Origin of the sequence: Streptomyces sp. NPDC057963 (assembly GCF_042887155.1) — a bacterium.
Lineage (GTDB): Bacteria > Actinomycetota > Actinomycetes > Streptomycetales > Streptomycetaceae > Streptomyces.
The window spans coordinates 65,742-90,903 of the sequence record NZ_JBHVPX010000006.1; the positions used below are offsets into that span (position 1 = coordinate 65,742).

Annotated in this window: 22 protein-coding genes, 1 tRNA gene and 1 riboswitch; of the genes, 9 read left to right on the plus strand and 14 right to left on the minus strand. The window is 70.5% G+C overall.

Annotation, left to right across the window (positions count from 1 at the left end):
- The first annotated feature begins 20 nt into the window (after positions 1-20).
- Both ACFVT1_RS15890 and ACFVT1_RS15895 read left to right on the plus strand, forming a co-directional pair.
- Entirely contained in the window at positions 21-485 is a 465-nt protein-coding gene (locus ACFVT1_RS15890; RefSeq protein WP_389795583.1) for a roadblock/LC7 domain-containing protein, read from the plus strand.
- Between the two features lie 69 nt (positions 486-554).
- Positions 555-929, plus strand: a complete 375-nt coding sequence (locus ACFVT1_RS15895; protein ID WP_389795585.1) for a hypothetical protein — start codon at positions 555-557, stop codon at positions 927-929.
- A 54-nt stretch (positions 930-983) separates the two neighbouring features.
- On the opposite strand, the gene ACFVT1_RS15900 is transcribed toward ACFVT1_RS15895, so the two are convergent.
- Together ACFVT1_RS15900 and ACFVT1_RS15905 are read right to left on the minus strand one after the other, a co-directional pair.
- Positions 984-1,520, minus strand: coding sequence for a hypothetical protein (locus tag ACFVT1_RS15900; RefSeq protein ID WP_389796175.1), 537 nt, complete (start codon positions 1,518-1,520; stop codon positions 984-986).
- Between the two features lie 306 nt (positions 1,521-1,826).
- Entirely contained in the window at positions 1,827-2,672 is an 846-nt protein-coding gene (locus tag ACFVT1_RS15905; protein WP_362207209.1) for a MurR/RpiR family transcriptional regulator, read from the minus strand.
- A gap of 174 nt (positions 2,673-2,846) precedes the next feature.
- On the opposite strand from ACFVT1_RS15905, the gene ACFVT1_RS15910 reads away from it, so the two are divergent.
- Positions 2,847-3,266: a hypothetical protein gene (locus ACFVT1_RS15910; RefSeq protein ID WP_389795586.1), complete on the plus strand. Its 420-nt coding sequence runs from the start codon at positions 2,847-2,849 to the stop codon at positions 3,264-3,266.
- Positions 3,267-3,741: 475 nt separating this feature from the next.
- On the opposite strand, the gene ACFVT1_RS15915 is transcribed toward ACFVT1_RS15910, so the two are convergent.
- Positions 3,742-5,166, minus strand: coding sequence for a cystathionine beta-synthase (locus ACFVT1_RS15915; protein ID WP_389795587.1), 1,425 nt, complete (start codon positions 5,164-5,166; stop codon positions 3,742-3,744).
- Between the two features lie 155 nt (positions 5,167-5,321).
- Between ACFVT1_RS15915 and ACFVT1_RS15920 the strand changes: the two genes are divergently transcribed.
- From ACFVT1_RS15920 to ACFVT1_RS15930, 3 genes are all read left to right on the plus strand, one after another.
- Entirely contained in the window at positions 5,322-6,509 is a 1,188-nt protein-coding gene (locus ACFVT1_RS15920; RefSeq protein WP_389796177.1) for an SGNH/GDSL hydrolase family protein, read from the plus strand.
- Positions 6,510-6,639: 130 nt separating this feature from the next.
- Entirely contained in the window at positions 6,640-7,860 is a 1,221-nt protein-coding gene (locus ACFVT1_RS15925; RefSeq protein ID WP_389795589.1) for an acetyl-CoA C-acetyltransferase, read from the plus strand.
- A 575-nt stretch (positions 7,861-8,435) separates the two neighbouring features.
- Positions 8,436-9,275 carry a hypothetical protein gene (locus tag ACFVT1_RS15930; RefSeq protein ID WP_389796180.1) on the plus strand — a complete coding sequence of 280 codons (840 nt, stop codon included), beginning with the start codon at positions 8,436-8,438 and terminating at the stop codon, positions 9,273-9,275.
- Positions 9,276-9,342: 67 nt separating this feature from the next.
- Here ACFVT1_RS15930 and ACFVT1_RS15935 read toward each other — a convergent pair whose 3' ends face one another.
- On the minus strand, positions 9,343-9,660 hold the full coding sequence (locus tag ACFVT1_RS15935) for a hypothetical protein (RefSeq protein WP_389795590.1): 318 nt from the start codon (positions 9,658-9,660) through the stop codon (positions 9,343-9,345).
- A gap of 100 nt (positions 9,661-9,760) precedes the next feature.
- Between ACFVT1_RS15935 and ACFVT1_RS15940 the strand changes: the two genes are divergently transcribed.
- On the plus strand, positions 9,761-9,988 hold the full coding sequence (locus ACFVT1_RS15940; RefSeq protein ID WP_362207203.1) for a DUF4287 domain-containing protein: 228 nt from the start codon (positions 9,761-9,763) through the stop codon (positions 9,986-9,988).
- A gap of 92 nt (positions 9,989-10,080) precedes the next feature.
- Here ACFVT1_RS15940 and ACFVT1_RS15945 read toward each other — a convergent pair whose 3' ends face one another.
- A complete protein-coding gene (locus ACFVT1_RS15945) occupies positions 10,081-10,968 on the minus strand; it encodes a Bax inhibitor-1/YccA family protein (RefSeq protein ID WP_389795592.1) in 888 nt (295 codons plus the stop codon).
- A 242-nt stretch (positions 10,969-11,210) separates the two neighbouring features.
- Positions 11,211-11,296 (minus strand) — tRNA-Leu (locus ACFVT1_RS15950).
- Between the two features lie 611 nt (positions 11,297-11,907).
- Here ACFVT1_RS15950 and ACFVT1_RS15955 point away from each other — a divergent pair.
- Positions 11,908-12,678, plus strand: a complete 771-nt coding sequence (locus ACFVT1_RS15955; RefSeq protein WP_362207200.1) for an ABC transporter ATP-binding protein — start codon at positions 11,908-11,910, stop codon at positions 12,676-12,678.
- A 58-nt stretch (positions 12,679-12,736) separates the two neighbouring features.
- Positions 12,737-15,262 (plus strand): ABC transporter permease, encoded by a 2,526-nt coding sequence (locus tag ACFVT1_RS15960; protein WP_389795594.1) that lies wholly within the window; start codon positions 12,737-12,739, stop codon positions 15,260-15,262.
- Between the two features lie 151 nt (positions 15,263-15,413).
- On the opposite strand, the gene ACFVT1_RS15965 is transcribed toward ACFVT1_RS15960, so the two are convergent.
- The 8 genes from ACFVT1_RS15965 to ACFVT1_RS16000 form a co-directional block, all read right to left on the minus strand.
- The gene (locus ACFVT1_RS15965; RefSeq protein WP_389795596.1) at positions 15,414-16,718 is read right to left on the minus strand and encodes a class I SAM-dependent methyltransferase; all 1,305 of its coding nucleotides are present in this window, start codon (positions 16,716-16,718) and stop codon (positions 15,414-15,416) included.
- Positions 16,719-17,065: 347 nt separating this feature from the next.
- Positions 17,066-18,451, minus strand: a complete 1,386-nt coding sequence (locus ACFVT1_RS15970) for an NAD(P)/FAD-dependent oxidoreductase (RefSeq protein WP_389795597.1) — start codon at positions 18,449-18,451, stop codon at positions 17,066-17,068.
- 494 nt (positions 18,452-18,945) lie between these two features.
- Positions 18,946-19,887 carry an exopolyphosphatase gene (locus ACFVT1_RS15975; RefSeq protein ID WP_389795599.1) on the minus strand — a complete coding sequence of 314 codons (942 nt, stop codon included), beginning with the start codon at positions 19,885-19,887 and terminating at the stop codon, positions 18,946-18,948.
- 91 nt (positions 19,888-19,978) lie between these two features.
- Positions 19,979-20,587 carry a DUF501 domain-containing protein gene (locus ACFVT1_RS15980; protein ID WP_389795600.1) on the minus strand — a complete coding sequence of 203 codons (609 nt, stop codon included), beginning with the start codon at positions 20,585-20,587 and terminating at the stop codon, positions 19,979-19,981.
- Between the two features lie 61 nt (positions 20,588-20,648).
- The gene (locus ACFVT1_RS15985; RefSeq protein WP_362207189.1) at positions 20,649-21,119 is read right to left on the minus strand and encodes a septum formation initiator family protein; all 471 of its coding nucleotides are present in this window, start codon (positions 21,117-21,119) and stop codon (positions 20,649-20,651) included.
- A 150-nt stretch (positions 21,120-21,269) separates the two neighbouring features.
- Positions 21,270-22,556, minus strand: coding sequence for a phosphopyruvate hydratase (gene eno / locus ACFVT1_RS15990; RefSeq protein WP_389795602.1), 1,287 nt, complete (start codon positions 22,554-22,556; stop codon positions 21,270-21,272).
- A gap of 335 nt (positions 22,557-22,891) precedes the next feature.
- Positions 22,892-23,668, minus strand: a complete 777-nt coding sequence (locus ACFVT1_RS15995) for a transglycosylase family protein (protein ID WP_389795604.1) — start codon at positions 23,666-23,668, stop codon at positions 22,892-22,894.
- 3 nt (positions 23,669-23,671) lie between these two features.
- Positions 23,672-23,843, minus strand: a riboswitch (cyclic di-AMP (ydaO/yuaA leader).
- A gap of 300 nt (positions 23,844-24,143) precedes the next feature.
- Complete coding sequence (locus ACFVT1_RS16000; protein WP_389795606.1) at positions 24,144-25,118, minus strand: transglycosylase family protein; 975 nt, start codon at positions 25,116-25,118, stop codon at positions 24,144-24,146.
- Between the last annotated feature and the right edge of the window lie 44 nt (positions 25,119-25,162).

Sequence of the window (25,162 nt, forward strand, 5' to 3'; positions counted from 1 at the left end):
GCGCCGGGAGGAGACAGCCGATGGTGCCCGAGGCCGAAACGCAGGATGTCCTGGCCGAGCTCCAGCGGTTGCGGGCCCGGGTCCCGCTCGTCTCCGGCGCCCTGGCGGCCAGCACCGACGGCCTCGTCCTGGCCCAGGACACCCCGGGGGTGGAGGCGGAGGGCGTCGCCGCGCTGACCGCGGCCGCGCTCGGGGTCGCGGTCCGGCTGGCGGAGGCGACCGGCCGGGGCGGCTTCCGTGAACTCCTGGTCCGCGGCGAGACCGGCTACATCGCCACGTACGCCGCAGGCTCCTCGGCGGTCCTCACGCTGCTGGCCGAGGACCGGATCAACGTCGGCAGGCTCCATCTGGAGGGCCGGCGGGCGGGCACCCGGATCGGCGAACTCGTCGACACCGCACTCGAACGCGTCGCACACCCCGCACCCTCTGCCCGCACCCCCGACCGGCACCCCCAGCAGCCCGGTCCCCTGCCCCACCGCACGTAACACCACATGCCCCGCAGACAGCCCAAGGATCCGGTCGACCCGGCCGGCCAGGAAAGGAAACGAGCACGCATGGCGAACGCCGAAGCGTCACTGAAGGAAGCGATGACGTCCATCGAGGGCACCCTCGGTGTCGCCCTCGTCGACTACACCAGCGGAATGGCGCTGGGCACCCTCGGCGGCGGCAAGGACTTCAACCTGGAGGTCGCGGCCGCGGGCAACACCGATGTCGTACGCGCCAAACTCCGCACCATGGAACACCTCGGCCTCCAGGACGAGATCGAGGACATCCTGATCACGCTCGGCACCCAGTACCACCTGATCCGGCTGCTCAAGGCCCGTGGCAACAACGGCCTGTTCCTCTACCTGGTGCTGGACTCGGGCCGCGCCAACCTGGCGATGGCCCGCCACCAGCTGAAGCGGATCGAGGCCGAACTGGAGGTCTGATCCGGCCGAACCGGAGGTCCGATCCGGCGGCACCGGAGATCTGATCCGGCGGCCTCAGCGCCGGCGCCGCGCCCCGCCGGGCGCGGCGTCGCCCGCCATCGGGCCGGTCGTCCGGTACCCCTTCACCTGCTTGCCCGCGGGCCGTCCGCGCTCCGCCCAGTCGGTCCGCACCCAGTACAGCGCGTCGTCCCGGCGCTCTCGCTGCCCGATCCTGACGGCCTTGAGCCACAGCCCGGCCCCGGCCCCGGCGAGCAGCAGCCCACCGGCCCCGGGCAGCAGGAACGCGCTCGCCACCGCCGCGAGGAAGGCCCCGAGCAGCCACCACCGGCGCCCGCGCCGCCAGTTGCGTACGGTCACGGCCCGGTCCTGGAGGAAGTCGGACCGCCCGGCCCGGGTGGCGCCCCCGGCGAGCTCCGCGTACCGCCGGTCGCGTACGAGCGCCACCACGGCGGCGGTGATCAGGAACAGCGCCGCTCCGGCCAGCAGCCCGATCCGGCGTCCGGTGAGCCCCGGCACCAGTGCACCGATCGCCGCGGCGAGCAGCCCCGGCCACCACAGCGGTGCGGCTCCGGCCCGTACGATCACGGCCACTCTCACCAACGACTGCGCTCCGCGCCCCACGTCCGTACCCCTCTCCACAGCTCCTTCTGGCCCTTTCGAGCCCGGAGGTTAGTAGCCACAGATGAGCGGTGCCTGAGAAAGGGAGACACCGGGACGGAGAGACACCGGGCACGGAGACACCGGGCAGAGGCACGCCGGGTCAGGAAGACACCGGGCACGGGGACGCCGGGCAGGGGGACAACGGGCAGGGGGACAACGGCGAGAGGTTCGCCGGGACAGGAAGACACCGGGCAGGCGGACGCCGGCGAGGGGTTCGCCGGGACAGGGGCACGCCCGTCACTCGACGAACAGACCCCGCGCCGCCGCCCGCGCGTCGAACTCCTCCAGCCGCGCCTGCGCGTCGGGCAGGTCGTCGCACATCGCCTCCAGCAGCACCCGGCCCAGCAGCATGGGCGCACACGCGGTGTCGAAGGCGAGTCCGGTACCGACGGCGGCCGGGATCAGCAGGTCGCTGTATTTGGCGACGGGCGCGAAAGCGGAGTCGGCCACCGACACGACGGCCAGCCCCTGCTCCTGCGCGTACGCGAGGGTGTCCACGACCTCTTTCGGATGGCGGGGCAGCGCGAAGCAGATCAGCGCCGTGGCACCCGCCCGCCGCGCGGCGTCGATCCGGTCGGGCAGCATGCTGCCGCCCTCGTCGAGCACCCGGACGTCGGGGTGGACCTTCGCCGCGAAGTACCCGAAACCGCGCGCCTGCGAGGAGGCGGCCCGCAGCCCGAGCACCGGCAGCGGACGTGAGGCCGCCAGCAGCCTGCCCGCACGCTCGACGGGCCCGGGGTCGGCCAGCAGCTCGGCCAGATGCCGCAGATTCTCGATCTCGCCGAGGACGGCCTGCTGGTACTCGTTGTACGCGTCGTCCCCGCCCCCCGGCCCGGTCTCGGCGGGAGCGACCTCCCGCAGGTGCCTGCGGAGCGCCGGATAGCCGTCGAACCCGAGGGCCACGGCGAACCGGGTGACGGACGGCTGGCTGACCCCGGCGAGCTCGGCCAGCTCCACACTCGACAGGAACGGAACCTCCCCGGCCCGGCGCACCATCGAGTGCGCGATGCGCCGCTGGGTCGGTGTGAGCCGACGCCCCTCGAAGAGCTGCTGCAACCGCGCGGCCGGGCTGCTCCCGCTCATGCTGTCCTCTCGGTAGATCCGTCGCACCACGGTCCGGCGCCGACAAATCCATTCAGCCAGCAAGGCGCCTGCATGTCCATATGCAACGGTGGTGGAGGCCCTGCCCGCCGCCGCAGGAAAAGAGGGGGGTTAGCCCCACTGCCGGGGGGCTAACCGATTCGTACCGTAAGGGACATGGAAACCCGTGACCCTGAGCTCAAGAGCGAGCTCGATGCCACCCTGCATGCCCGTAGTGAGCTGGGTTCGGATTACGAGTCCGCGCTCGTCGAGTCCTTTCTGGAGAAGGTCGAGCAGCGCCTCGACAGCACGCTCGACCGTCGTGTCCGGCGCCACCTCGCCGAGCAGCAGGTCAGTGTCGCCAGAGGTGCGCGCACGCCGCAGCCGCTGGGGAATTTCGGCGAGCGCTACGGCTTCGGGATCATCTCGCTGATCCTGGCCATCCCGCTGTCGGCGATCGGCGCCGCGGCCGCCCACGCCGAGGGCCTGATCATCGCCTGGCTCGGGGTCGTCGCCGTCAACGCCGTGCACGCGGCCCGCAACTGGCCCTGGTTCCAGCGCCGTTCCGGGCGCGCGGAGTCCGACTGGGAAGACTGAGGGCCAAGGGCTGAGGACTGGGCGCAGAGGGCGGAGGAGCAAGGGCGCGCAGAGCCCAGCGCACCGGGCGTGCCCGGTGATCCCGGCGTGCCCAGTGATCCCGCGCCAGGGCCGGAGGGAGGCGCCGCCGGTCCGTGCCCGAGGGCACACGGGGGCATACGCGGGCGTACAGGTGCATACGCGGGCGCACGGGTGTATCGCGGGGACCGCCGCACCCCCGGTTTCCCGGGGGGCGGGACGACGGCGGTCCCCGCGAGGGACACGGTCCGGGTCAGGGCCGGTCACCGCGTCCGGGCGACGGTGGAGGTCCGGGAGCCGCTCCGTAGTCCGTGTCGCCGTATCGGGCGTCGGCGGGTTTCCCTGCCGACGCCCATCAATGTGCCGGACTCGTGTTAAGCGGGTGCTGCGCGTACGTGTCGCGCTCGTACCGTTTTCGCGAAGCCCGGCCTCCCGGCCGCCAAGGACACGGCGGCCGTCACGCCTTGCCGGCCGCCGTGTCCTTGCCGGCCGCCGCGTCCTTGGCGAGGAACGCCAGCAGGTCCTGCCTGCTGACCACACCCTTCGGCTTGCCCTCCACCAGCACGATCGCCGCGTCCGCCGCGTCCGTGCCGCCGAGCACCGCCATCAGGTCCTCGACCGGTTCGCCGGAGCCGACCTGCGGCAGCGGCGGCGACATGTGCTTCTCCAGCGGGTCGGAGAGCGAGGCGCGCTGGGCGAACAGCGCGTTCAGCAGCTCCCGCTCCACCACCGAACCGATGACCTCGGCGGCCATCACGTCCGGGTGGCCCGCGCCCGGCTTCACGATCGGCATCTGCGAGACGCCGTACTCGCGCAGGACGTCGATCGCCTCGCCGACGGTCTCCTCGGGGTGCATGTGGACGAGCGTCGGAATCGGGCCGTCCTTGTGGTCGAGCACGTCCCCGACGCGTGCGGACGGGCCGGCGTCCTCCAGGAAGCCGTAGTCGGCCATCCACTCATCGTTGAAGATCTTGCTCAGGTACCCGCGGCCGCTGTCGGGCAGCAGGACGACGACGACGTCGTCCGGGCCCAGGCGCTTCGCGACCTCCAGGGCGGCGACGACCGCCATACCGCAGGAGCCGCCGACCAGCAGGCCCTCCTCCTTGGCGAGGCGGCGGGTCATCTGGAAGGAGTCCTTGTCGGACACGGCGACGATCTCGTCCGTGACCGTACGGTCGTAGGCGCTCGGCCAGAAGTCCTCGCCCACGCCCTCGACGAGGTAGGGACGCCCGGAGCCGCCGGAGTAGACCGACCCCTCCGGGTCGGCTCCGACCACCTTCACCGAGCCGCCGCTGACCTCCTTCAGATAGCGGCCGGTGCCGCTGATCGTGCCGCCCGTGCCGACGCCCGCAACGAAATGGGTGATCTTCCCGTCCGTCTGCTCCCACAGCTCCGGACCGGTGGTCTCGTAGTGGGAGCGCGGGTTGTTCGGGTTGGAGTACTGGTCGGGCTTCCAGGCTCCCGGGGTCTCCCGGACCAGCCGGTCCGAGACGTTGTAGTACGAGTCGGGGTGCTCGGGGTCAACGGCCGTCGGGCAGACGACGACCTCGGCACCGTAGGCGCGCAGCACATTGATCTTGTCCGTGGACACCTTGTCCGGGCAGACGAAGATGCACTTGTACCCCTTCTGCTGGGCGACGATCGCCAGGCCGACGCCCGTGTTGCCGCTGGTCGGCTCGACGATCGTGCCGCCGGGCTGCAGTTCGCCGCTCTGTTCGGCGGCCTCGATCATGCGCAGGGCGATGCGGTCCTTGACCGAACCGCCGGGGTTGAAGTACTCGACCTTGGCCAGGACCGTCGCCTGGATGCCGGCCGTCACACTGCGCAGCCTCACCAGCGGGGTATTGCCTACGAGACTGATCATCGAATCGTGGAATTGCACCGTGTACTCCGGGGTCTCCGAGATGGTGCGGCAAGGGTATGCGTACGGGCCCGGGATTGGGCGAAGCGATTGAGCGACGGTCGCCGCGGGGCAGTTAGCTGTATGTACGGCGGTACGGCAACGAGGAGGTGGACCGGACTGTGTCGAGGGCAAGGGTGGCACGGCGGATCGCGGCGGGCGCGGCCTACGGCGGCGGCAGCATCGGACTGCTCGGCGCGGCGGCGGTGGGCGTCCTGCTGACGGAGGTCCAGTTGGCGAAGCGGCACGTGGGCGGCGGTATCGCACCGGTCCCGCCGAGCGCGGACGGGCGGTACGGGGTGGCGTTCACCGGCCCCGCCGAGCCGCTGCGGCTGGGGTTGCTGGGTGACTCGACGGCGGCCGGCCAGGGGGTGCGCCGGGCCGGGCAGACGCCGGGGGCGCTGCTCGCCTCGGGGCTGGCGGCGGTGTCCGAGCGGCCGGTGGATCTGCGCAATGTGGCGCAGCCGGGTGCCCGGTCGGACGATCTGGAGCGGCAGGTCTCGCTGCTGCTGGCCGATCCGTCCCATGCGCCCGACGTCTGCGTGATCATGATCGGGGCGAACGATGTGACGCACCGGATGCCCGCCACCCAGTCCGTGCGCTGTCTGACCACCGCGGTGCGCAGGCTGCGTACGGCGGGCGCGGAGGTGGTGGTCGGCACGTGCCCGGACCTCGGCACGATCGAGCCGGTCTACCAGCCGCTGCGCTGGCTGGCCCGGCGGGTGAGCCGGCAGCTGGCGGCGGCCCAGACGATCGGCTCGGTGGAGCAGGGCGGGCGCACGGTGTCGCTGGGGGACCTGCTGGGGCCGGAGTTCGAGGCGAATCCGCGGGAGCTTTTCGGGCCGGACAACTACCACCCGTCGGCGGAGGGGTACGCCACCGCGGCGATGGCGGTCCTGCCCACGCTCTGCGCGGTCCTGGGGCTGTGGCCGGAGTCCGACCGGCTGGACGGGGCCCGGCGCGAGGACATGCTGCCGGTGGCCGAGGCGGCCTCCCAGGCGGCCAGGGAGGCCGGTACGGAGGTCACGGGGGCGCGGGCGCCCTGGGCGCTCCTCAAGCACCGCAGGCGCCGTCGTCTGCCCGCCGCCACGGAGCCCCATCCGCACCCGGGGACGGAACCGGAGCCGGAGCCCCCTCCGCACCTGGACGCGGAGGCGGAACCGCGGACCGAGCGGTTGGGGACCGAACCGGGCGCCGCGCCGGAGACGCCCTCCGGGCCGCACACGGAGCCGTACGAGGAGCCGCACGACAAGACCCCCTCGGAGCCGCGCGAGAACCCGTACGGGGAGTCGCACGGGGAGCCGCGCAACCTCCCCGCCAACTGACCGGCTGAGCGGTCGCTTAGAAAAGAGGTCCGCGTCACATGCGCTGCCCGGTGACCCAGCATCTACGTACAGGTAACTTCCAACTCAGCACCTGCCAGAACCCGCCTTCCAGCCCTCATGGAGCCGCGTGATGCCCGAAGCCGTGATCGTCTCTGCTGCCCGTTCCCCCATCGGCCGGGCCTTCAAGGGTTCGCTGAAGGATCTGCGTGCGGACGACCTGACCGCCGTGATCATCCAGACCGCGCTGGCCAAGGTTCCCGAGCTGGACCCGAAGGACATCGACGACCTGATGCTCGGCTGCGGCCTTCCCGGCGGCGAGCAGGGCAACAACCTCGGCCGCATCATCGCCGTGGCGATGGGCATGGACCACCTTCCCGGCTGTACGGTCACCCGCTACTGCTCGTCGTCCCTCCAGACCAGCCGGATGGCGCTGCACGCCATCAAGGCCGGCGAGGGCGACGTCTTCATTTCGGCCGGTGTCGAGATGGTGTCCCGCTTCACGAAGGGCAACTCCGACAGCCTGCCGGACACGCACAACCCGCTGTTCGCCGACGCCGAGGCCCGCACCGCGGCCCGCGCCGAGCAGGGCGGCGAGGACTGGCACGACCCGCGCGAGGACGGCCTGGCCCCGGACGCCTACATCGCGATGGGGCAGACCGCGGAGAACCTGGCCCGCCTCAAGGGCGTCACCCGCCAGGACATGGACGAGTTCGGCGTCCGCTCGCAGAACCTCGCCGAGGAAGCCCTCAAGAACGGCTTCTGGGAGCGCGAGATCACCCCGGTCACCACCCCGGACGGCACGATCGTGGCGAAGGACGACGGCCCGCGCGCGGGCGTCACCATGGAGGGCGTGCAGGGCCTGAAGCCGGTCTTCCGTCCGGACGGCCTGGTCACCGCGGGCAACTGCTGCCCGCTCAACGACGGCGCCGCCGCGCTCGTGATCATGTCCGACACCAAGGCGCGCGAGCTGGGCCTGACCCCGCTGGCCCGGATCGTCTCGACCGGTGTCTCCGCCCTCTCCCCCGAGATCATGGGGTACGGACCGGTGGAGGCCAGCAAGCAGGCGCTGAAGCGGGCCGGGCTGACCGTCGGCGACATCGACCTGGCCGAGATCAACGAGGCGTTCGCCGCCCAGGTGATCCCCTCCTACCGCGACCTCGGCCTGCCGCTGGAGAAGGTCAACGTCAACGGTGGCGCCATCGCCGTCGGCCACCCGTTCGGTATGACCGGTGCCCGGATCACCGGCACGCTGATCAACAGCCTGCAGTTCCACGACAAGCAGTTCGGCCTGGAGACCATGTGCGTGGGCGGCGGCCAGGGCATGGCGATGGTCATCGAGCGGCTGAGCTGAGCTGCAGCGGAGGGTAGGGGTCGTCCGAGGCACGAGGACGGCACCTGCCCGCAGCGGAAGCGAAGCGAAGCGCGACCACAAACCAGAGCGGCTGAGCTGAGCTGCAGCGGAGGGTAGGGGTCGTCCGAGGCACGAGGACGGCACCTGCCCGCAACGGAAGCGAAGCGAAGCGCGACCACAAACCGCGACCACAAACCGAAGCGCGACCACAAACCAGAGCGGCCGAGCTGAGCCGAGCGCGACCACAGGCCCAAGCGCGACTGCAAATCCGGGCGGCCCGGTTGATCTCCCGGACAATGGCCGACATAGCCGTCAGGTCGTTCCCGGCCGAGGAACCGACAGGCTCCGAGCCCCGACCGTGACCGAATCTCCCCCAGGATGTGATCTATCTCCTGGGGGAGAGTCATTCCCGCAGGTCACACCTGTCTCGGGGTTAAACCCTAGGCCCAAAGACCTGTCCAATTCGTGACGTAATGCACTGACACCGGGCGCAGGTAGGAGACAAGCTGAGGTAGGAAGTCGGGGGATCGATTGAAACCGGGAGTATGTCAGTGAGCGCCATGTCTCTTGCCCTGTTGCTGACCACCGCCGCCGCCACGGCCGTGGGCGCCGCTGCTCTGCACGCTGCTCACGGGCTGCGCAAGCAGATCACGGCCCTTCGTACCGAGCTGGCCGCGACCCGCGTCCACGGCGCCGCCGTGCCCGCGCAGAGCCGCAACGACGCCACCCCGGCCGCCGAGATACGCGCGGCCGTCGCCGAGGCACTCGCCGAGGAACGGGAGCGCGAGCTCGCCGAGGCCCGCGCCTTCTGGGCCACCCAGGAAGCCCGCGACGCCGCCGACACCCCGTCCCTGCTGGGCGGTCTGACCGGGATCGGCGAGGAGGCGCCGTTCTTCCTGCCGCGCCAGGCCGACCTCGCCGGTCTGGAGGCGATGGACTTCGACGCCGCCGAGGCGCTCGAAGAGCTGACGGAACTCGCCGAGCTGGCGGACGTGACCGAGCTGACCGAGCTGCCCGAGACCGCGGAGTTCGCCGAGGACTCCCCCGAGCTGGCCGCGGCCCGTCGCCGGCACCCCTCGCACCCCGACTTCGTCCCCGTGCAGACCCCGGTCGTCACCGACCACGAGCGCACCGTGAACCGCCTGGAAGAGCTCGCCGACAGCCGTACGGAACTCGCCGACGTGCGCCCCGGCCCGCTCGGCACCCTCGATGTGTACGTCTTCGCCGACGGCACCACGCTCTGCATGACCCCCGGCCACCGCGAGACGGCCGAGCGCCTGGCCGAGTCGCTGCTGGCGGGTGAGCACCCGGTACTGCTGGGCGGCTCCGGTGTCTCCGGCGCCTACGCCCTGACCTTCTCCTGCGGCAAGGAGAACGTCTACGTCCTCGCCGACCGCGTCATCGCCTCGTTCTGACCCCGGGACATCCGGGCGGAGCGGCTCTCGCCGGCCGCCGCCCTTTGGGCCACCGGCCCGCCCGCCGCTACGCGAACGCCCGCGCAGCCGCCTCCTCCACGAATTGCACGGCCTCGTCCAGCACAGCCGACGGGGCCGTTTCCAGTGCCACCGCCAAGTCGCTTCCCGCTACGGCGAGTTGGTCACCGATCGCGAAGATCCCGGCGTCCGGCATGATCCGCGGCTCCCGGCCCGGTGCCTCGATGCGCTGGGCACGCAGCGCCAATTCCCTGGCCGCGGCCAGTCCTTCGGCAGCCGCTCCGCGCTGCAGGCGGCTCTGCGGGGCGGAGCGCAGCCGGTCGGCGAATCGGTCCACGGCGGTGATCAGCGGGGTCGTATCGAGCACTCCGCGACCCTACGCGCCCTTCCGGGACGGTTGCCAACATGCCGATGCTCGGGCACGGTGTTGGGAAGGACCAGCAACGCGCAATGCGTCGGAGGCGCCGATGTCCCAAGTCTTCTCCGAAGAGACCCATCGCAACCTGCTCTCCCGAATCCCCCGCTGCACCGGTCGTGAAGTCGCCGACTGGCTCCGCACCGTAGAGGAAGGGCCCGCTCTCCGCTTCGAGGAGAAGGTCAGCTGGCTGCGGAGCGAACACGACCTCGCCTACGGACACGCGAAGGCGCTCATTCACGAGTACGACCTCAGAAGGGCCGCGCGCAAGCTGCTCTAGGCACCCAAGAGCGAAGCGGAACGGCCCCGTGTCTGCGGGCCGTTCCGCTTTCTGTTCCGCTTCCCGCTCCGTTCCCGGCGCGGGGCCGTGCGTCAGTCGTCGCCGCTGAGGATGGAGAGCAGACGCAGCATCTCCAGGTAGATCCAGACCAGGGTCATGGTGAGGCCGAAGGCCGCCAGCCAGGACTCCTCGCGGGGGGCGCCGTAGGCGATGCCGTCCTCGACCTGCTTGAAGTCCAGGGCCAGGAAGCACGCGCCGAGGATGATCCCGATGACGCCGAAGAGGATGCCGAGGCCGCCGCTGCGGAAGCCCAGGCCGTCACCGCCGCCGAACACGGAGAACAGCAGGTTGACCACCATCAGGAGCATGAAGCCCATGGCGGCGGCCATCACGAAGCCGTAGAAGCGGCGGGTGACGCGGATCCAGCGCATCTTGTACGCGAGCAGCACACCGGCGAAGACACACATGGTGCCCATCACCGCCTGCATCACGACGCCCGGCCCGATGTACGTGCTGACCGCGCTGGAGATCACTCCGAGGAAGACACCCTCGAAGGCCGCGTACGAGACGATCAGCGCCGGGGACGGCCGGCGCTTGAAGGACTGGACGAGCGACAGCACGAACGCCACGAGGGCGGCGCCGATCGCGATGCCGTAGGACTTGCCGAGGTTGGCCTCGTCGACCGGCAGCAGGGCCCAGGCGAGCGCCGCGCCGAGCACCACGGTGCCCAGCGTGATCGCCGTGCGCGTGACGACGTCGTCGATCGTCATCGCGCCCGAACGCGCGGGTGCCTGCGGAACGCCGTACTGGGTGTCCTGCTGGGCGTAGGGGTTGGTGGCGTACGGGTTGGCGGCGGTGCCCTGCGCGTACGGGTTGGCACCCGCCGCGGGGGCCCCGGCCTGCGGCGCCGCGTTGAAGCCCGCATATCCGTTGTCGCGGCTGAAGCCCCGTCGCGAGAAGACCGGGTTGCTGCTCCTCATCTCACTCCTCCATGGCCACCCTGCGTGGCCTTCCCACAAGAGTAATGGGTAGGCAAAAGAATCAGACTAGTGCTTGGGGAGGATCTTTGTGGAACCGACGGCATACGTCAGGTTCCGGTGGCGCCCGGGTCCAGCCGTGTCGCGCGTACGCCGTGCGTGTGCCGAGCGCCGAGCGCCGAGCGCCGAGCGCCGGAAGGATCATGTGCTGCGCGCCGCGCCACCCGCTCGACCCCTGCGCGCGGTGGTGCCCGGAACCGGACTCGAACCGGTACGCCCCCGAGGGGCAGCGAGGTTTAAGCTCGCCGTGTCTGCATTCCACCATCCGGGCCTGGCGCGCGGCTCCGCGTTGGCACATGACCCTATCCGGGGACTTCCTCCGATCAGCGGATCAGTGGCGCGATGTTGTCTTATTTTATTGACCGTTTGAGGGGCCGTCAGCACCTTTGGGACGGCATCGTCACATGCCTGGGCGGGATAGCGGGCACGGCGAGCGGCCATCCGGATTGACGTAAAGTCGCCGCACCCGGACGGCGCATTCGCCGGGCGTATTCGCCAGGCGCGCGCCAGTGAACGCCATGGGCGCGCCACCCGGCCGGACGACGGCGCCGCCGGCGCACCCCGGAACGGATCCGGTACCGGGCCTTCTGAGAGCCCCTCAGGGGCGAGGGCTCCGCCGCTGTGACGCGGAACACGGCGCTCTCCCGGCAGCGGGTTGACGCCCCCGCCGCCGCCCCGGACGGGCGCCCTCAGGGTCGATGTCATACCGGAGGAGGACGCAGGGGTCCCCCGGTGCGACTCAAGGCGGCCTCAGGAACGGGCACCGGGACTGACGAACCGCGGCAATACGGCGGTGACGATGGAGAGGTTCCCCAGCAACCGCGCACAACCGAAACGCACCCGGACGATGTTTTCGGCCGGAGCCCGAATCAGGAGATTCCCGTGACCACCACTTCCACCGCACACCGCGTCACCACGGTGGCTGCCCGCGCCACGGATCTGTCGAAGGTCTACGGAGAGGGCGAGACCAGGGTCACGGCCCTGGACCGGGTCTCCGTGGACTTCCCGCAGGGTGAGTTCACCGCGATCATGGGCCCGTCCGGCTCCGGCAAGTCCACGCTGATGCACTGCGTGGCCGGCCTCGACAGCTTCAGCAGCGGCTCGGTGCGGATCGGTGACACGGAGCTGGGCTCCCTCAAGGACAAGCAGCTCACCCAGCTCCGCCGGGACAAGATCGGCTTCATCTTCCAGGCGTTCAACCTGCTGCCGACGCTGACGGCTCAGGAGAACATCACGCTGCCCATGGACATCGCGGGCCGCAAGCCCAACGCCGAGTGGGTGCGCAAGGTCATCGACATGGTGGGCCTCTCCGACCGGCTGACCCACCGTCCGACCGAACTCTCCGGCGGCCAGCAGCAGCGCGTCGCCGTGGCCCGCGCCCTGGCCTCGCAGCCGGAGATCATCTTCGGTGACGAGCCGACCGGGAACCTGGACTCCCGCTCCGGCGCCGAGGTCCTCGGCTTCCTGCGCAACTCGGTGCGCGAGCTGGGTCAGACCGTGGTGATGGTGACCCACGACCCGGCCGCCGCCTCCTACGCGGACCGGGTCATCTTCCTCGCGGACGGCCGGATCGTCGACCAGATGATGCACCCCACCGCGGACGGGGTCCTCGACCGGATGAAGGCGTTCGACGCCAAGGGCCGCACCAGCTGACGCCCGCCCCGCCCCGCGCCCTCCTCCGGACCCCCTCCCCATCCCAGGACTGACAGACATGTTCCGTACCGCCCTGCGCAATGTGCTCGCGCACAAGGCCAGGCTGCTGATGACCGTCCTCGCCGTGATGCTCGGCGTGGCCTTCGTATCCGGCACCCTGGTCTTCACCGACACCCTCGGCAACGCCTTCCGCAACCAGTCGGCGAAGAGCTACGACGACGTCGCCGTCGCCGTCAACACCTACGCCAACCAGCGCGACAAGAAGACGGCCGGCATCACCGCCGCCACCCTGGAGAAGATCCAGGGTCTGGACGGTGTGGGCACCGCCACGGGCCGGGTCGACGGCTTCGCCGGGGTCGCCGACCCCGACGGCAAGCTGATCGGCAACGGCTGGACGAACACCGGCAGCAACTTCTCCCCCGGCAAGAACGGCAAGGACTCCGCGTACACCTTCGTCGACGGCAAGGGTCCGGACGCGGCCGACCGGATCGCGCTCGACGAGGAGACCGCGAAGAAGGGCAAGTACCACGTCGGTGACCCGGTCCGGGTCGCCACGAACGGGCCGGTGAAGGAGTACACCCTCGCCGGTGTCTTCACCACCGAGGACGGCACGGTCAACGCGGGCGGCAGCCTGGTCCTCTTCGACACCCCGGTCGCCCAGAAGCTGTACCTGAGGCCCGGCGAGTTCAGGGACGTCAACATCTCCGCCGCGGCGGGCGCCTCCGACGAGAAGCTGCTGGCCGACGTGAAGCCGCTGCTGCCCAAGGACGCCGAGGCCAAGACCGGCAAGGCGCTCGCCGACGAGCAGGCCGAGCAGATCCAGAAGGGCCTGAGCGGCCTCAACGGCATGCTGCTCGCCTTCGCGGCCATCGCGCTCTTCGTCGGCGTCTTCCTGATCACCAACACCTTCACCATGCTGGTGGCCCAGCGCACCAAGGAACTGGCGCTGATGCGCGCCGTCGGCGCCTCCCGCCGCCAGGTCAAGCGCTCCGTGCTCCTGGAAGCTGCGGTGGTCGGCGCGATCGCCTCGGTCATCGGGTTCGTGCTCGGCCTCGGCCTCGCCACCGGTCTGCGTTCCGCGATGAGCCAGTTCGGCGGGAAGATCCCGGCCGGACCGCTGATCGTCTCGCCCACCGCGGTCGCCGCGGCGTTCGGCGTCGGCGTGCTGATCACCGTGCTGGCCGCCTGGCTGCCCGCCCGCCGGGCCGCGAATATCCCGCCGGTGGCCGCGATGAACAGCGTGCACGCGGCGGCAACGGTCAAGTCCCTGGTGCTGCGCAACTCGATCGGCGGGGCGCTCGCCCTGCTCGGCGCCGCGGGCATCGTGGCGGGTGCGGCGGCCGGTTCGGGTGGCCGGGTGATCATCGGGGTCGGTGCGTTCTTCGCGCTGGTCGGCGTCATCGTGCTGATCCCGCTGCTGTCCCGGCCGGCCATCGCGCTGGTCCGCCCGCTGCTGAAGCGGCTGTTCGGGGTCTCCGGCAAGCTGGCCGCGCAGAACGCGGTCCGCAATCCGCGACGCACCGGAGCCACCGCCTCCGCTCTGGCGATCGGCCTCACCCTGGTCACCGGCATCTCTGTCCTCGGCGTCACCCTCGGCCAGGCGATCGACCGGATGACGACGGACAACATCAAGGCCGACTACCTGGTCTCGATGGCGAACGGCGGTTCGCTCGACGAGTCGGCGCTCAAGGCCCTGGAGAAGGCCGACGGAGTCGCGGCCGTCTCACCCCGCCAGGACGCCTGGATGAAGTTCGGCGACGAGGAGATCGGTGCCGCCGGGGTCACCCCCGGCGACGTGTCGAAGCTCTTCGCCGTCAAGACGGTCTCCGGCTCGGTCGACTCGCTCACCGACGGCAAGATCGCCGTGTCCGAGGACACCGCGAAGTTGCGTCACTGGAAGACCGGTGACACGGTCCAGGTCACCTACGACGACGGCAAGAAGGCGAGCCTGAAGGTCGGCGCGGTCTACGAGGGCAACGAGTTCCTCTCCCCGGTCATGATCCCGAAGAACCTCCTGGACCCGCACGTCGCCCACGCCGACATCCGCGAGATCTGGCTGAAGATGGACGGCGGCGAGTCCGCGGCCAACGAGAAGGCCATCGTCAAGGCCCTGGGCGACAACCCGGCGATGAGCATCATGGACCGCGAAAACATCCGGGACACCTTCGGCGGCTTCATCAGCACCGCCCTGAACATCATGTACGGACTGCTGGCGATGGCCCTGATCATCGCGGTGCTCGGGGTCGTCAACACCCTGGCCATGTCGGTCTTCGAACGCCAGCAGGAGATCGGCATGCTGCGGGCGATCGGCCTGGACCGGCGCAGGGTGAAGCGCATGATCCGGCTGGAGGCCGTGGTCATCTCGCTCTTCGGCGCGGTGGTCGGCATCGGGCTCGGTACGTTCCTCGGCTGGGCGATCGGGCAGACCCTGAAGTCCGACATCCCGCACTACGCCCTGGTCATTCCGTGGGACCGGATCGGGATCTTCCTGGTGCTCGCCGCACTGGTGGGCGTGCTGGCCTCGCTCTGGCCGGCGCGCAGCGCCGCGAAGCTGAACATGCTGACGGCGATCAAGACCGAGTAGCGGCCCGCCGGCAGCGGCCGGGGACGGGGACGAAACGGCCGGGGGCCGGTACACGCAGCGCGGAGCTGCGGGTACCGGCCCCCGGTCTTGTCCTGTCCGGCCCCCGGTCTTGTCCTGTCCGGCGCCGGGTCCTCCCCGTGCCGGTGCGCCGTCAGCCGGTCGCCGGCGCCGGCCAGACGCGGGCCCGCAGCGGCATCCGGGAGGCGCCGCCCTCCGCCGGGCGCACCACGAGGATCTGGTTGACGCCGATCTTGTTGTGCTCGAAGGACAGGGCGGAGGCGGCCATGTAAAGGCGCCAGACCCTGGCCCGTCCGGGCGAGGTCGCCCGCACCGCGCGGTCCCAGTGCTTCTCCAGGTTGGCGACCCAGCTGCGCAGGGTCAGTGCGTAGTGTTCGCGGATCGACTCGACGTCGCGGGTCTCGAAGCCGGCCTCTTCGAGGGTGGCCACGGTCCGCCCCACCGGGGCCAGCTCGCCGTCCGGGAAGACATAGGCGTCGATGAACTCGTCCACGTGGTACGCGGACTCGTCCTTCTCCGGGCGGCGGGCGATCTGGTGGTTGAGCAGCCGGCCGCCGGGCCTGAGGAGTGCGTAGAGGTCGTCGGCGTATTCACGGAAGCGGACCGAGCCGACGTGTTCCGCCATGCCGATGGACGAGATGGCGTCGTACGGGCCGTCCCTGACGTCCCGGTAGTCCTGGACCCGGATCTCGACCAGGTCGGTCAGGCCCTCGTCCGCGATGCGCTTCCTGGCGTAGGCGGCCTGTTCGACGGAGAGGGTCACTCCGGTGACCCGGGCACCGTACTCACGGGCCGCGTGGAGGGCCATGGAGCCCCAGCCGCAGCCGACGTCCAGGAGGCGGTCGCCCTCCTTCAGCGCGAGCTTGCGGCAGACCAGGTCGAGCTTGTCGCGCTGGGCCTCCTCAAGGCTTCCGCCGTCCTCCCAGTAGGCGCAGGAGTAGACCATGGACGGTCCGAGGACCAGTTCGTAGAAGTCGTTGCCCACGTCGTAGTGGTGGCTGATGGCTTCCTTGTCCCGGCGCTTCGTGTGGAGGGTGCCGGTACGGCGGCGCACCTCCTCGGGCGGCGGGGGCGGCGGGAGCCAGGGGCCGGCGAGTTGCAGCAGCCCTCTGGCGAAGGCCCGCACCTTCGGGTCGCGGACCGGGTGGACGCTGTCCTTGGCCTCCGCGCCGCGGTCCCAGATCAGCGAGGCCATCAGGTCCAGGGCCCCGTACAGATCGCCCTCGATGTCGAGCTCGCCCGCCACCCAGGCGCGGGCCAGGCCCAGTTCGCCCGGCTTCCAGAGCAGCCTGCGCAGCGCGCGGCGGTTCCGGATGACGAGGACGGGGGCACCGGGCGGTCCTGATTCACTGCCGTCCCAGGCCCGGATACGGACCGGCAGCTTTTCTCCCAGCAACTCCTCGGCGAGAGCGGTCAGCCGCAATGCGGCGTCTGCCATGGCGCACACCTCCGTGATGGTGTTCCCAATGTGCCCAAACATGCTCGAACATGCCTGTAACCACGCCGGAGCACCTACGACGCCACGGCGAGGTACCTACCCGTCAACAGTCTGCGGAGCGCGCTCCATCCCGCCAGAGCGCAACGGAACGGCAAAATACATGCACGACACACTTACCTACTGGTGTGCGGCGACCGGGTGGCGGGCCGAAGGGGCGGGCACGCCGAAAGGGGGCTGGTACGCCCAAGGGAGCGGGTACGCCGAAGGGGCCGCCCGCACCACGGATGGCGGACGGCCCCTTCGGGCGTTGTGCGCGTACGGCGCGGGCGAGTGGGCCCGCGGGCGGACTAGGAGGCCTTGGCCTTCTCGCCCTCGGCCTTGGCGGCGGCCGGTGCCGGGGCCGGCTTGGCGGCCTCGTAGAACTCCTCGCGCGGCGTCTCCATGGCACCGAGCGAGACGACCTCACGCTTGAGGAACATCCCGAGGGTCCAGTCGGCGAAGATCCGGATCTTGCGGTTCCAGGTCGGCATGGCCAGACCGTGGTAGCCACGGTGCATGTACCAGGCGAGGCGTCCCTTGAGCTTGATCTTCATCTTGCCCATGACGATCATCGCGACGCCCTTGTGCAGCCCCAGACCGGCGACCGCACCCTTGTTGGCGTGGCTGTATTCCTTCTGCGGGAAGCCGCGCATCCCGGAGATGACGTTGTCGCCGAGGACCTTGGCCTGACGCAGCGCGTGCTGGGCGTTCGGCGGGCACCAGGCGTTCGGGTTGCCGGCCCGGCGCCCGACCATGTCCGGAACCTGAGCGTTGTCGCCCGCGGCCCAGATGTAGTCGGTGCCCTGCACCTGGAGCTTCTCGGAGGTGTCCACGTGACCGCGCGGACCGAGCGGCAGGCCGAAGCGGGCCAGCGCCGGGTTCGGCTTCACGCCGGCCGTCCACACGATCGTGTTGGAGTCGACCTCCAGGCCGTTCTTCAGCACGACGTGACCGTCGACGCAGGAGTCCATGGAGGTCGAGAGGAAGATCTCGACACCACGGGACTCCAGGTGCTCCCGGCCCCAGGTGCCCAGCTTCGGGCCGACCTCGGGAAGGATCTTGTCGGCGGCGTCGACGAGGATGAAGCGCATGTCCTCGCGCTTCACGTTCGTGTAGTACTTCGCCGCGTCGCGGGCCATGTCCTCGACCTCGCCGATGGTCTCCGCACCGGCGAACCCGCCACCCACGAAGACGAAGGTCAACGCCCTGCGGCGGACCTCCTCGTCGGTCGTCGAGTCGGCCTTGTCCAGCTGCTCCAGGACGTGGTTGCGCAGACCGATGGACTCCTCGATGCCCTTCATGCCGATGCCCTGCTCGGCGAGGCCGGGGATCGGGAAGGTGCGGGAGACCGCGCCCATCGCGATGACCAGGTAGTCGAAGGGCAGCTCGTAGGCCTCGCCGACGAGCGGCGCGACCGTGGCGACCTTGCGGTCCTGATCGATGGTCGTGACGCGGCCGGTGAGGACCTCGGCCTTCGGCAGTACGCGTCGCAGCGGGACGACGACGTGCCGAGGCGAGATGCTGCCGGCAGCAGCTTCGGGGAGGAAGGGCTGGTACGTCATGTACGAGCGCGGGTCGACGACCGTGACGGTCGCCTCTCCGTAGCGCATCTTCTTCAGAATGCGTCGAGCTGCGTACAGGCCTACGTACCCACCGCCTACTACGAGGATCCTGGGACGCTCCGTGGTGCTCATGCCATCGAGTATCCACCCCCCTCGGAGGGCGGGCTCGTGAGCCCCTTCACAAGGTATCGCCCACCCTCTGCTACACTCCGCCGCCCGCGTGACCGAGGTCATGGCGCCGAAGGGGAACCACGGCATGGTGGCGAACGTTGCTCACCGCCTGTGAGCTGGACCTTGAGCCTCCGGACGAGGTGAACCACCGCCCCGATTCACGCGCCGGCAACGCGCCCGGAACGGTCCCGTATCGACACGGAACGCCCCCGCGAGGGGCCCTGGATGCCCATACGGACCAGAACTGCCCTCCACGGGGCCGAATTCCTTGTGAAGAAGTTCACGAACTTCGTCGCGACGTGTCCCGCGAAGCGCCCCCCGGGTGGCCCACGCCAGCTCAAAAGTGCAGGCCAAAATGCGTATGAGCACCGTTCTCGCACCCCTTGGGAAGGCCGGCGTGCACCGGCCTTCCCAGGGGCCGGTGCCCGCCGCCGGCCACCGCCGCGGGAGCGGGTCTAGGCGACCGACCAGCCGATTCCGTCGAGGATGTCGTGTTCGCTGACGACGACTTCCCGGGCCCCGGTCCGCTCCATCACGGCGAGCAGGATCAGCGCCCCGGAGGTGATCACATCGACCCGTCCCGGATGCATCGCGCCGATCGCGGCACGCTCGGCGTGGGTGGAGGCGAGGAGCCGTCCGGTGATCTCCCGGACCTGGTCGAGGGAGATCCGGGAGTGGTGGATCGCCTCGGAGTCGTACGCGTCGAGCCCCAGGGCGATCGCGGCGACCGTGGTGACCGTCCCGGCGAGGCCGACGAGGGTGGCGGCGCCGGTGAGCGGGACGCTCTCCTCGGCGAGGTCGAGGGCCGCGTCGATGTCGGAGCGGATCGCGGCGATCCGCTCCGGGGCCGGCGGATCGCTCACGACACCGTCGCGCACGAGGTGCCGCTCGGTCATCCGGACGCACCCCATGTCCACGGAGCGCGCGGCCCGCACGTGGTCGTCGCCGACGACGAACTCGGTGGAGCCGCCGCCGATGTCCACGACGAGATACGGCTTCGCGAGGTGGTCGCGGCCCGCGAGCTCCTTGGTGGCGCCGGTGAAGGAGAACTCCGCCTCCTGGTCGCCGCTGATCACCTCGGGCTCGACACCCAGGATGTCCAGCACCCCGCGGACGAACTCGTCCCTGTTCTCCGCGTCACGGGAGGCGGAGGTGGCGACGAAGCGGATCCTCTGCGCCCCGTGCTCCTTGATCACCTCCGCGTACTGGCGGCAGGCGGCGAACGTCCGCTCCAGGGCCTCGGGCGCGAGCCGGCCGGTGCGGTCGACGCCCTGGCCGAGGCGGACGATCTCCATCCGCCGGTCGAGCTCGGCGAACTCACCGGTGGACGGGTCCGCGTCGGCGACGAGCAGGCGGATGGAGTTGGTACCGCAGTCGATGGCGGCCACGCGGGTCATGGGTGCTCCTAGTCCGGGGGCGCAGCCCCCAATCACGCCCCTCCGGCGATCGAGGAGCGGGGGTCCGGGGGCGCGAGCCCCCGCAGAACGGTCAGCCCTCGTCCGGCGCGCCATCGGCCGGCCGGAACGCGAAGTGCCCGCCCTCCGACTCCTTGACGGTCCAGCCGTTCTTCTCCTCCGGCACGCCGCACGGCGAGACGCACGGCCCCTTGCGCCACCACTCCGGCAGCATCGCGATCGCCTCGTCGCCCAGCGGGTTCACCCCGGGCCCGGCGGCCAGCGAGTGCCCGACCAGCACATGCAGGCACTTCACCCGGTCCGGCATGCCGCCCGCGCTCGGGAAGCCCTCCAGCACCTCGATGGCGTCGCGCCGGGCAAGGTAGTCCTCGTGCGCGGCCCGGTACGCGGCGGCCAGCTCCGGGTCGGTGCCGAGGCGCTCGGTCATCTCCTTCATGACGCCGTTCGCCTCCAGCGTGCCGATCGCGGACGCGGCACGCGGGCACGTCAGGTAGTACGTCGTCGGGAACGGCGTACCGTCCTCCAGCCGGGGCTGGGTCTCGACCACGTCCGGGTTGCCGCACGGGCAGCGGTGCGCGATCGCGCGCAGCCCGCGCGGCGGGCGGCCCAGCTGCTGCTGGAACGCGGCGATGTCCGCCTCGGTGGGCGCGGTGGACTCGGTCTGCGGAGGGGGGGTTTCCATGCCTGCCTAGGTTCTGATCGGGCTGCTCGAACTGCGGTTCTGCAGAGGGATGAGAAGGGGTTCAGTCGCGGTCGGCGCTGTCGACGCCGTCCCAGAGGTTGGAGTGCCACGGCCGGCCGGACCCGTCCGTGTCGCCGTTGCGCTCCTTGACCGCGTCGGGGTCGATCACGGTGTAACCGGTCTCCCCGGGAAGAAGGTAGTGCAGGTGCTTGCGGGCCAGCTGCCTGATGTAGGCGTCGTCCTGGAGGCGCGCCTTCTCGTCGCGCAGCTCCTCGGTGCGGGTCCGGGCCTCCCGCGCCAGGCGCTCCTGGTCGGCGATCTCGTCCCGCTGCGAGACGTACTGACGCATCGGGTACGCAAGCGCGACCACCAGGGAGCAGACGACGAGGGCGAGGAAGGCCGCCCGGCCGGTGAGCCGGGAGCGGCGGGCCTGACGGCGGGTCTGCGAGCGGTAGACGCGGGCCGCGGTCTGCTCACCGAGCAGCCGCAGCCGGGTCGCGGTGGAGAACCGGTCCCGGTCCTTCGCGGCCATGTCTCCGCCTCCCCATTACGCACGTCCGTCCCCGCACACGGTACGGGACCGAGTGCGGGGACGGACGGAGGCCGGTGCCTTTGGCCCCTGACGGGCCTGTGCTCAGTTCACAGGGCGCCGTGCCCGCCGGTTCGCGGAGCGCCGTGCTCGTCAGTTCGCGGAGCGGAACCGGGGGAACGCGGAGCGGCCCGCGTACACCGCGGCGTCGTCGAGGATCTCCTCGATGCGCAGCAGCTGGTTGTACTTGGCGACACGGTCCGAGCGGGCCGGGGCGCCGGTCTTGATCTGGCCGCAGTTCACCGCGACGGCGAGGTCGGCGATGGTGACGTCCTCGGTCTCGCCGGAGCGGTGGGACATCATGCACTTGAAGCCGTTGCGCTGGGCAAGCTCGACGGCGTCCAGGGTCTCGGTCAGCGAACCGATCTGGTTGACCTTGACGAGCAGGGCGTTGGCGGAGCCCTCCTCGATGCCGCGGGCCAGACGCTCCGGGTTGGTGACGAACAGGTCGTCGCCCACGATCTGCACCTTGGCGCCGAGCTTGTCGGTGATGACCTTCCAGCCGGCCCAGTCGTCCTCGTACAGCGGGTCCTCGATGGAGACCAGCGGGTACGCGGAGACGAGCTCCTCGTAGTACTCGGTCATCTCGGCGGCCGAGCGGGACTTGCCCTCGAACTCGTACGTGCCGTCCTTGTAGAACTCGGACGCGGCGACGTCGAGTGCGAGCGCGATGTCCTTGCCCGGGATGTAGCCGGCTTCCTTGATGGCCTCGACGATGAGGTCGAGGGCGGCGCGGTTCGACTCCAGGTTCGGCGCGAAGCCGCCCTCGTCGCCGAGACCGGTCGAAAGCCCCTTGGTCTTCAGGACCTTCTTCAGCGTGTGGTAGACCTCGGCACCCCAGCGCAGGGCCTCGGAGAAGGACTCCGCGCCGATCGGGGCGATCATGAACTCCTGGATGTCCACGTTGGAGTCGGCGTGCGACCCACCGTTGAGGATGTTCATCATCGGAACGGGCAGCAGGTGCGCGTTCGGGCCGCCGAGGTAGCGGAAGAGCGGCAGGTCCGAGGCCTCGGAGGCGGCGTGGGCGACGGCCAGCGAGACACCGAGGATGGCGTTGGCGCCGAGCGAGCCCTTGTTCTCGGTGGCGTCCAGGTCGAACATCGCCTGGTCGATCAGCCGCTGCTCGGTCGCGTCGTAGCCGACGAGCTCCGGGCCGATCTGCTCGATCACGGCGAGGACGGCCTTCTCGACGCCCTTGCCCTGGTAGCGGTTGGGGTCACCGTCGCGAAGCTCAATGGCCTCGAACGCACCGGTGGAGGCGCCGGACGGGACGGCAGCACGGCCCGTGCTGCCGTCGTCGAGGCCAACCTCGACCTCGACCGTGGGGTTCCCCCGGGAGTCGAGGATTTCCCGGGCTACGACGACGTCGATGGACGGCACGAGGCATCTCCTTCTGGGATATGACACTGGTTGTGCAGGGTCACTTTGGCCTTGCGACAAGAGCCTAACCGGCCCGGCCCGCTCAGCCCGACGACCGCCCGTCCCCTGGGACGAAAAAGGACCCAAGGGCGCGCGTAAGCAGACAAACAGTCAGAATTTTACTGGTCAGTAACTACAACAGTTGAACGATCACCCAGAGGTGGCGCGCCTCGCGGAGGCGGCGCGTGGCGGCGCCGGCACCTCGCGGTGGTGGTGCGCGACACGGGAAACCCCGGCCCGGCGCGTACGGGGGAATGCGCGCCGGGCCGGGGTGCTCAGGGAGGAGAGAGCCTGGACTACTTGGTCAGGTGCAGCTGCTGACCCGGGTAGATCAGGTCGGCGTCCTTGACGATGTCCTTGTTCAGCTCGAACAGCTGGTGCCAGCCGCCCTCGACCTGGTGCTCGGCGGCGATCTCGCTCAGGGAGTCGCCGGAGACGACCTTGTACTCGCCGTCACCCTTCTTGACCTTCTCGCCGGTCGGGGTGGTGACGGTCTTCTTCGACTCGGCCTGCGGGGCGGCGGAGCGGTCCGAGCGGGAGGCGGCGGGGGCCTCGGTGCGCTCGGCCTTCTTCGGCTGGGCCTGCTGGACCGGCCGCGACTGCTGCTTCGGCGCGGCCGGGGCGCTCTGCTGCCCGGTGGCGCTGGAGCTGGAGCTGGACTTCGAGGAGGAGCCGGTGTCGACGCCCGGGTTGACACCGTCGTTGGTCAGGTTGCCGGCGCCGGCGCAGCCCCAGGCCCCCGGACCCTGCATGTCGAGCAGCCGCTCGGCGGTGGCGATCTGCTGGGCCTTGGTGGCCAGGTCGGCGCGGGGGGCGTACTGCGTGCCGCCGGCGGCGGCCCAGCTGGACTGCGAGAACTGCAGGCCGCCGTAGTAGCCGTTGCCGGTGTTGATGGACCAGTTGCCACCGGACTCGCACTGGGCGACGGCGTCCCAGGTGGCGACGGAGGCGGCGGAGGCGCCGGTCGCACCCATCAGCGGAACGACGACGGCGGTACCGGCGACACCGGCGAGCGTGGCGACGCGGACGGCCTTGGACGGGCGGCGGTGCTTGCCCTTGCCGGAAAACAGCATGGAACTTCCCCTCACCGACGCCTACGAGGTGAGCTGTCGGGTTCGGGCCAAGTGAGTTGCCCGGTCGCACGTCCTAGCACGCGACTTCACCCCAAGCCGGTCCTGATGCGTCCTTCGACGATCGGGCCCGGCGCTTACCTGGGTCCCCCGCTCCTGCCTACGGCGCTTTACGCGTCTGTTCCCTTCGACCGACGGCAGGATTCGGCGTGACGATCGACGGGGCCCGCGGTGCGAGCGGTTCCGACCGTAAACATACGCAACCCCTACATTCAAAGATGGACACATCGGACAATCAGCCCTTACTTGCATCTGAGGAACCGTCGTTTTCGCAGGTGGGAGGCGATACGGAAGGGCTCCCCGGGCGCGACACGCCAGTTGACGCAAAGAGACCCATGTCTCACTTACGCATAAGCGGACATAGGTCTCTGAACTACCCCAGATTTTGAGGCTCTTTCAGCCGATTATCAGACCGCTCTCACTCGGCCTTCACGTCGAGATCGAGGCTCTGGCCGGGGAGGATGAGGTCCGGGTCGGATCCGACGGCATCCTTGTTGACCTCGTACAGCGCGGGCCAGCCGCCGGGGACCTTCTGTGCGTCAGCAATCGCCCAGAGGTTGTCGCCGGAGCGGACGGTGTACGTGCCGTCGGCGGTCGACGCGCCCGCGTCGCGCGCGTCACCGTCACCGCGGGAGGCATGCCGGCCCGACTCGCGGTCGACGCCGCCGTTCGCGTTCCGGCCCTCCTCGGGGGCCGGTGCGCCGCGGTGCTTGCCACTCGTGCCGCCGGTCGAGTCGGCCGAGCCGGTCGGGTCCGAGGCGTCGGGCGCACCGGAGGACGGGGCGTCAGAAGACGTCCGGGACGGCTCGGCCCTGCCCGCCGGCCCGTGGGCGGCGCCCGCCCCCTTCGAACGGTCCGCGCTGCCCCTACCGCCCGTACCGCCCGAGGCGGCGTCCGGGGCGGCGTCCGACGGCGTGGCGTCCCCGGACGGGGGCGTCGACGCGCCGTCAGCCGGCTCCGTGCTCCGTGTCGGCTCGGCGGGGGGCGCGACCCCGGGATCGACGCCCGGCAGCGTCCCGTCCTCCGCGAGGCCGGAGATGACCGCACAACTGGGCCAGGCCTTCGGCCCCCGGTTCTCCAGGACCTTCTCGGCCACGGCTATCTGCTGCGAGCGGCTGGCGAGGTCGGCACGGGCGGCGTACGACTCGCCGCCGTACGCCTTCCAGGTCTCCTGCGAGAACTGCAGGCCGCCGTAGAGGCCGTTGCCGAGGTCGGCGCTCCACATGCCGCCGCTCTCGCACTCGGCCACCCGGTCCCAGGTCTTGGCGTCGGCCGCGTGCGCGCCGCCCGCGCCGAGCAGCGGGATGGCGATGGCCGATCCGGTCACGCCCGCGGCGACGACGATGGCGGGTGCCTGACGAGGGCGACGGTGTCTGCCGTTCGCGGAGCCCATGGGGATGCCTTCCGTGTGACTGACAAGTGACGGGTGAGTCGAAC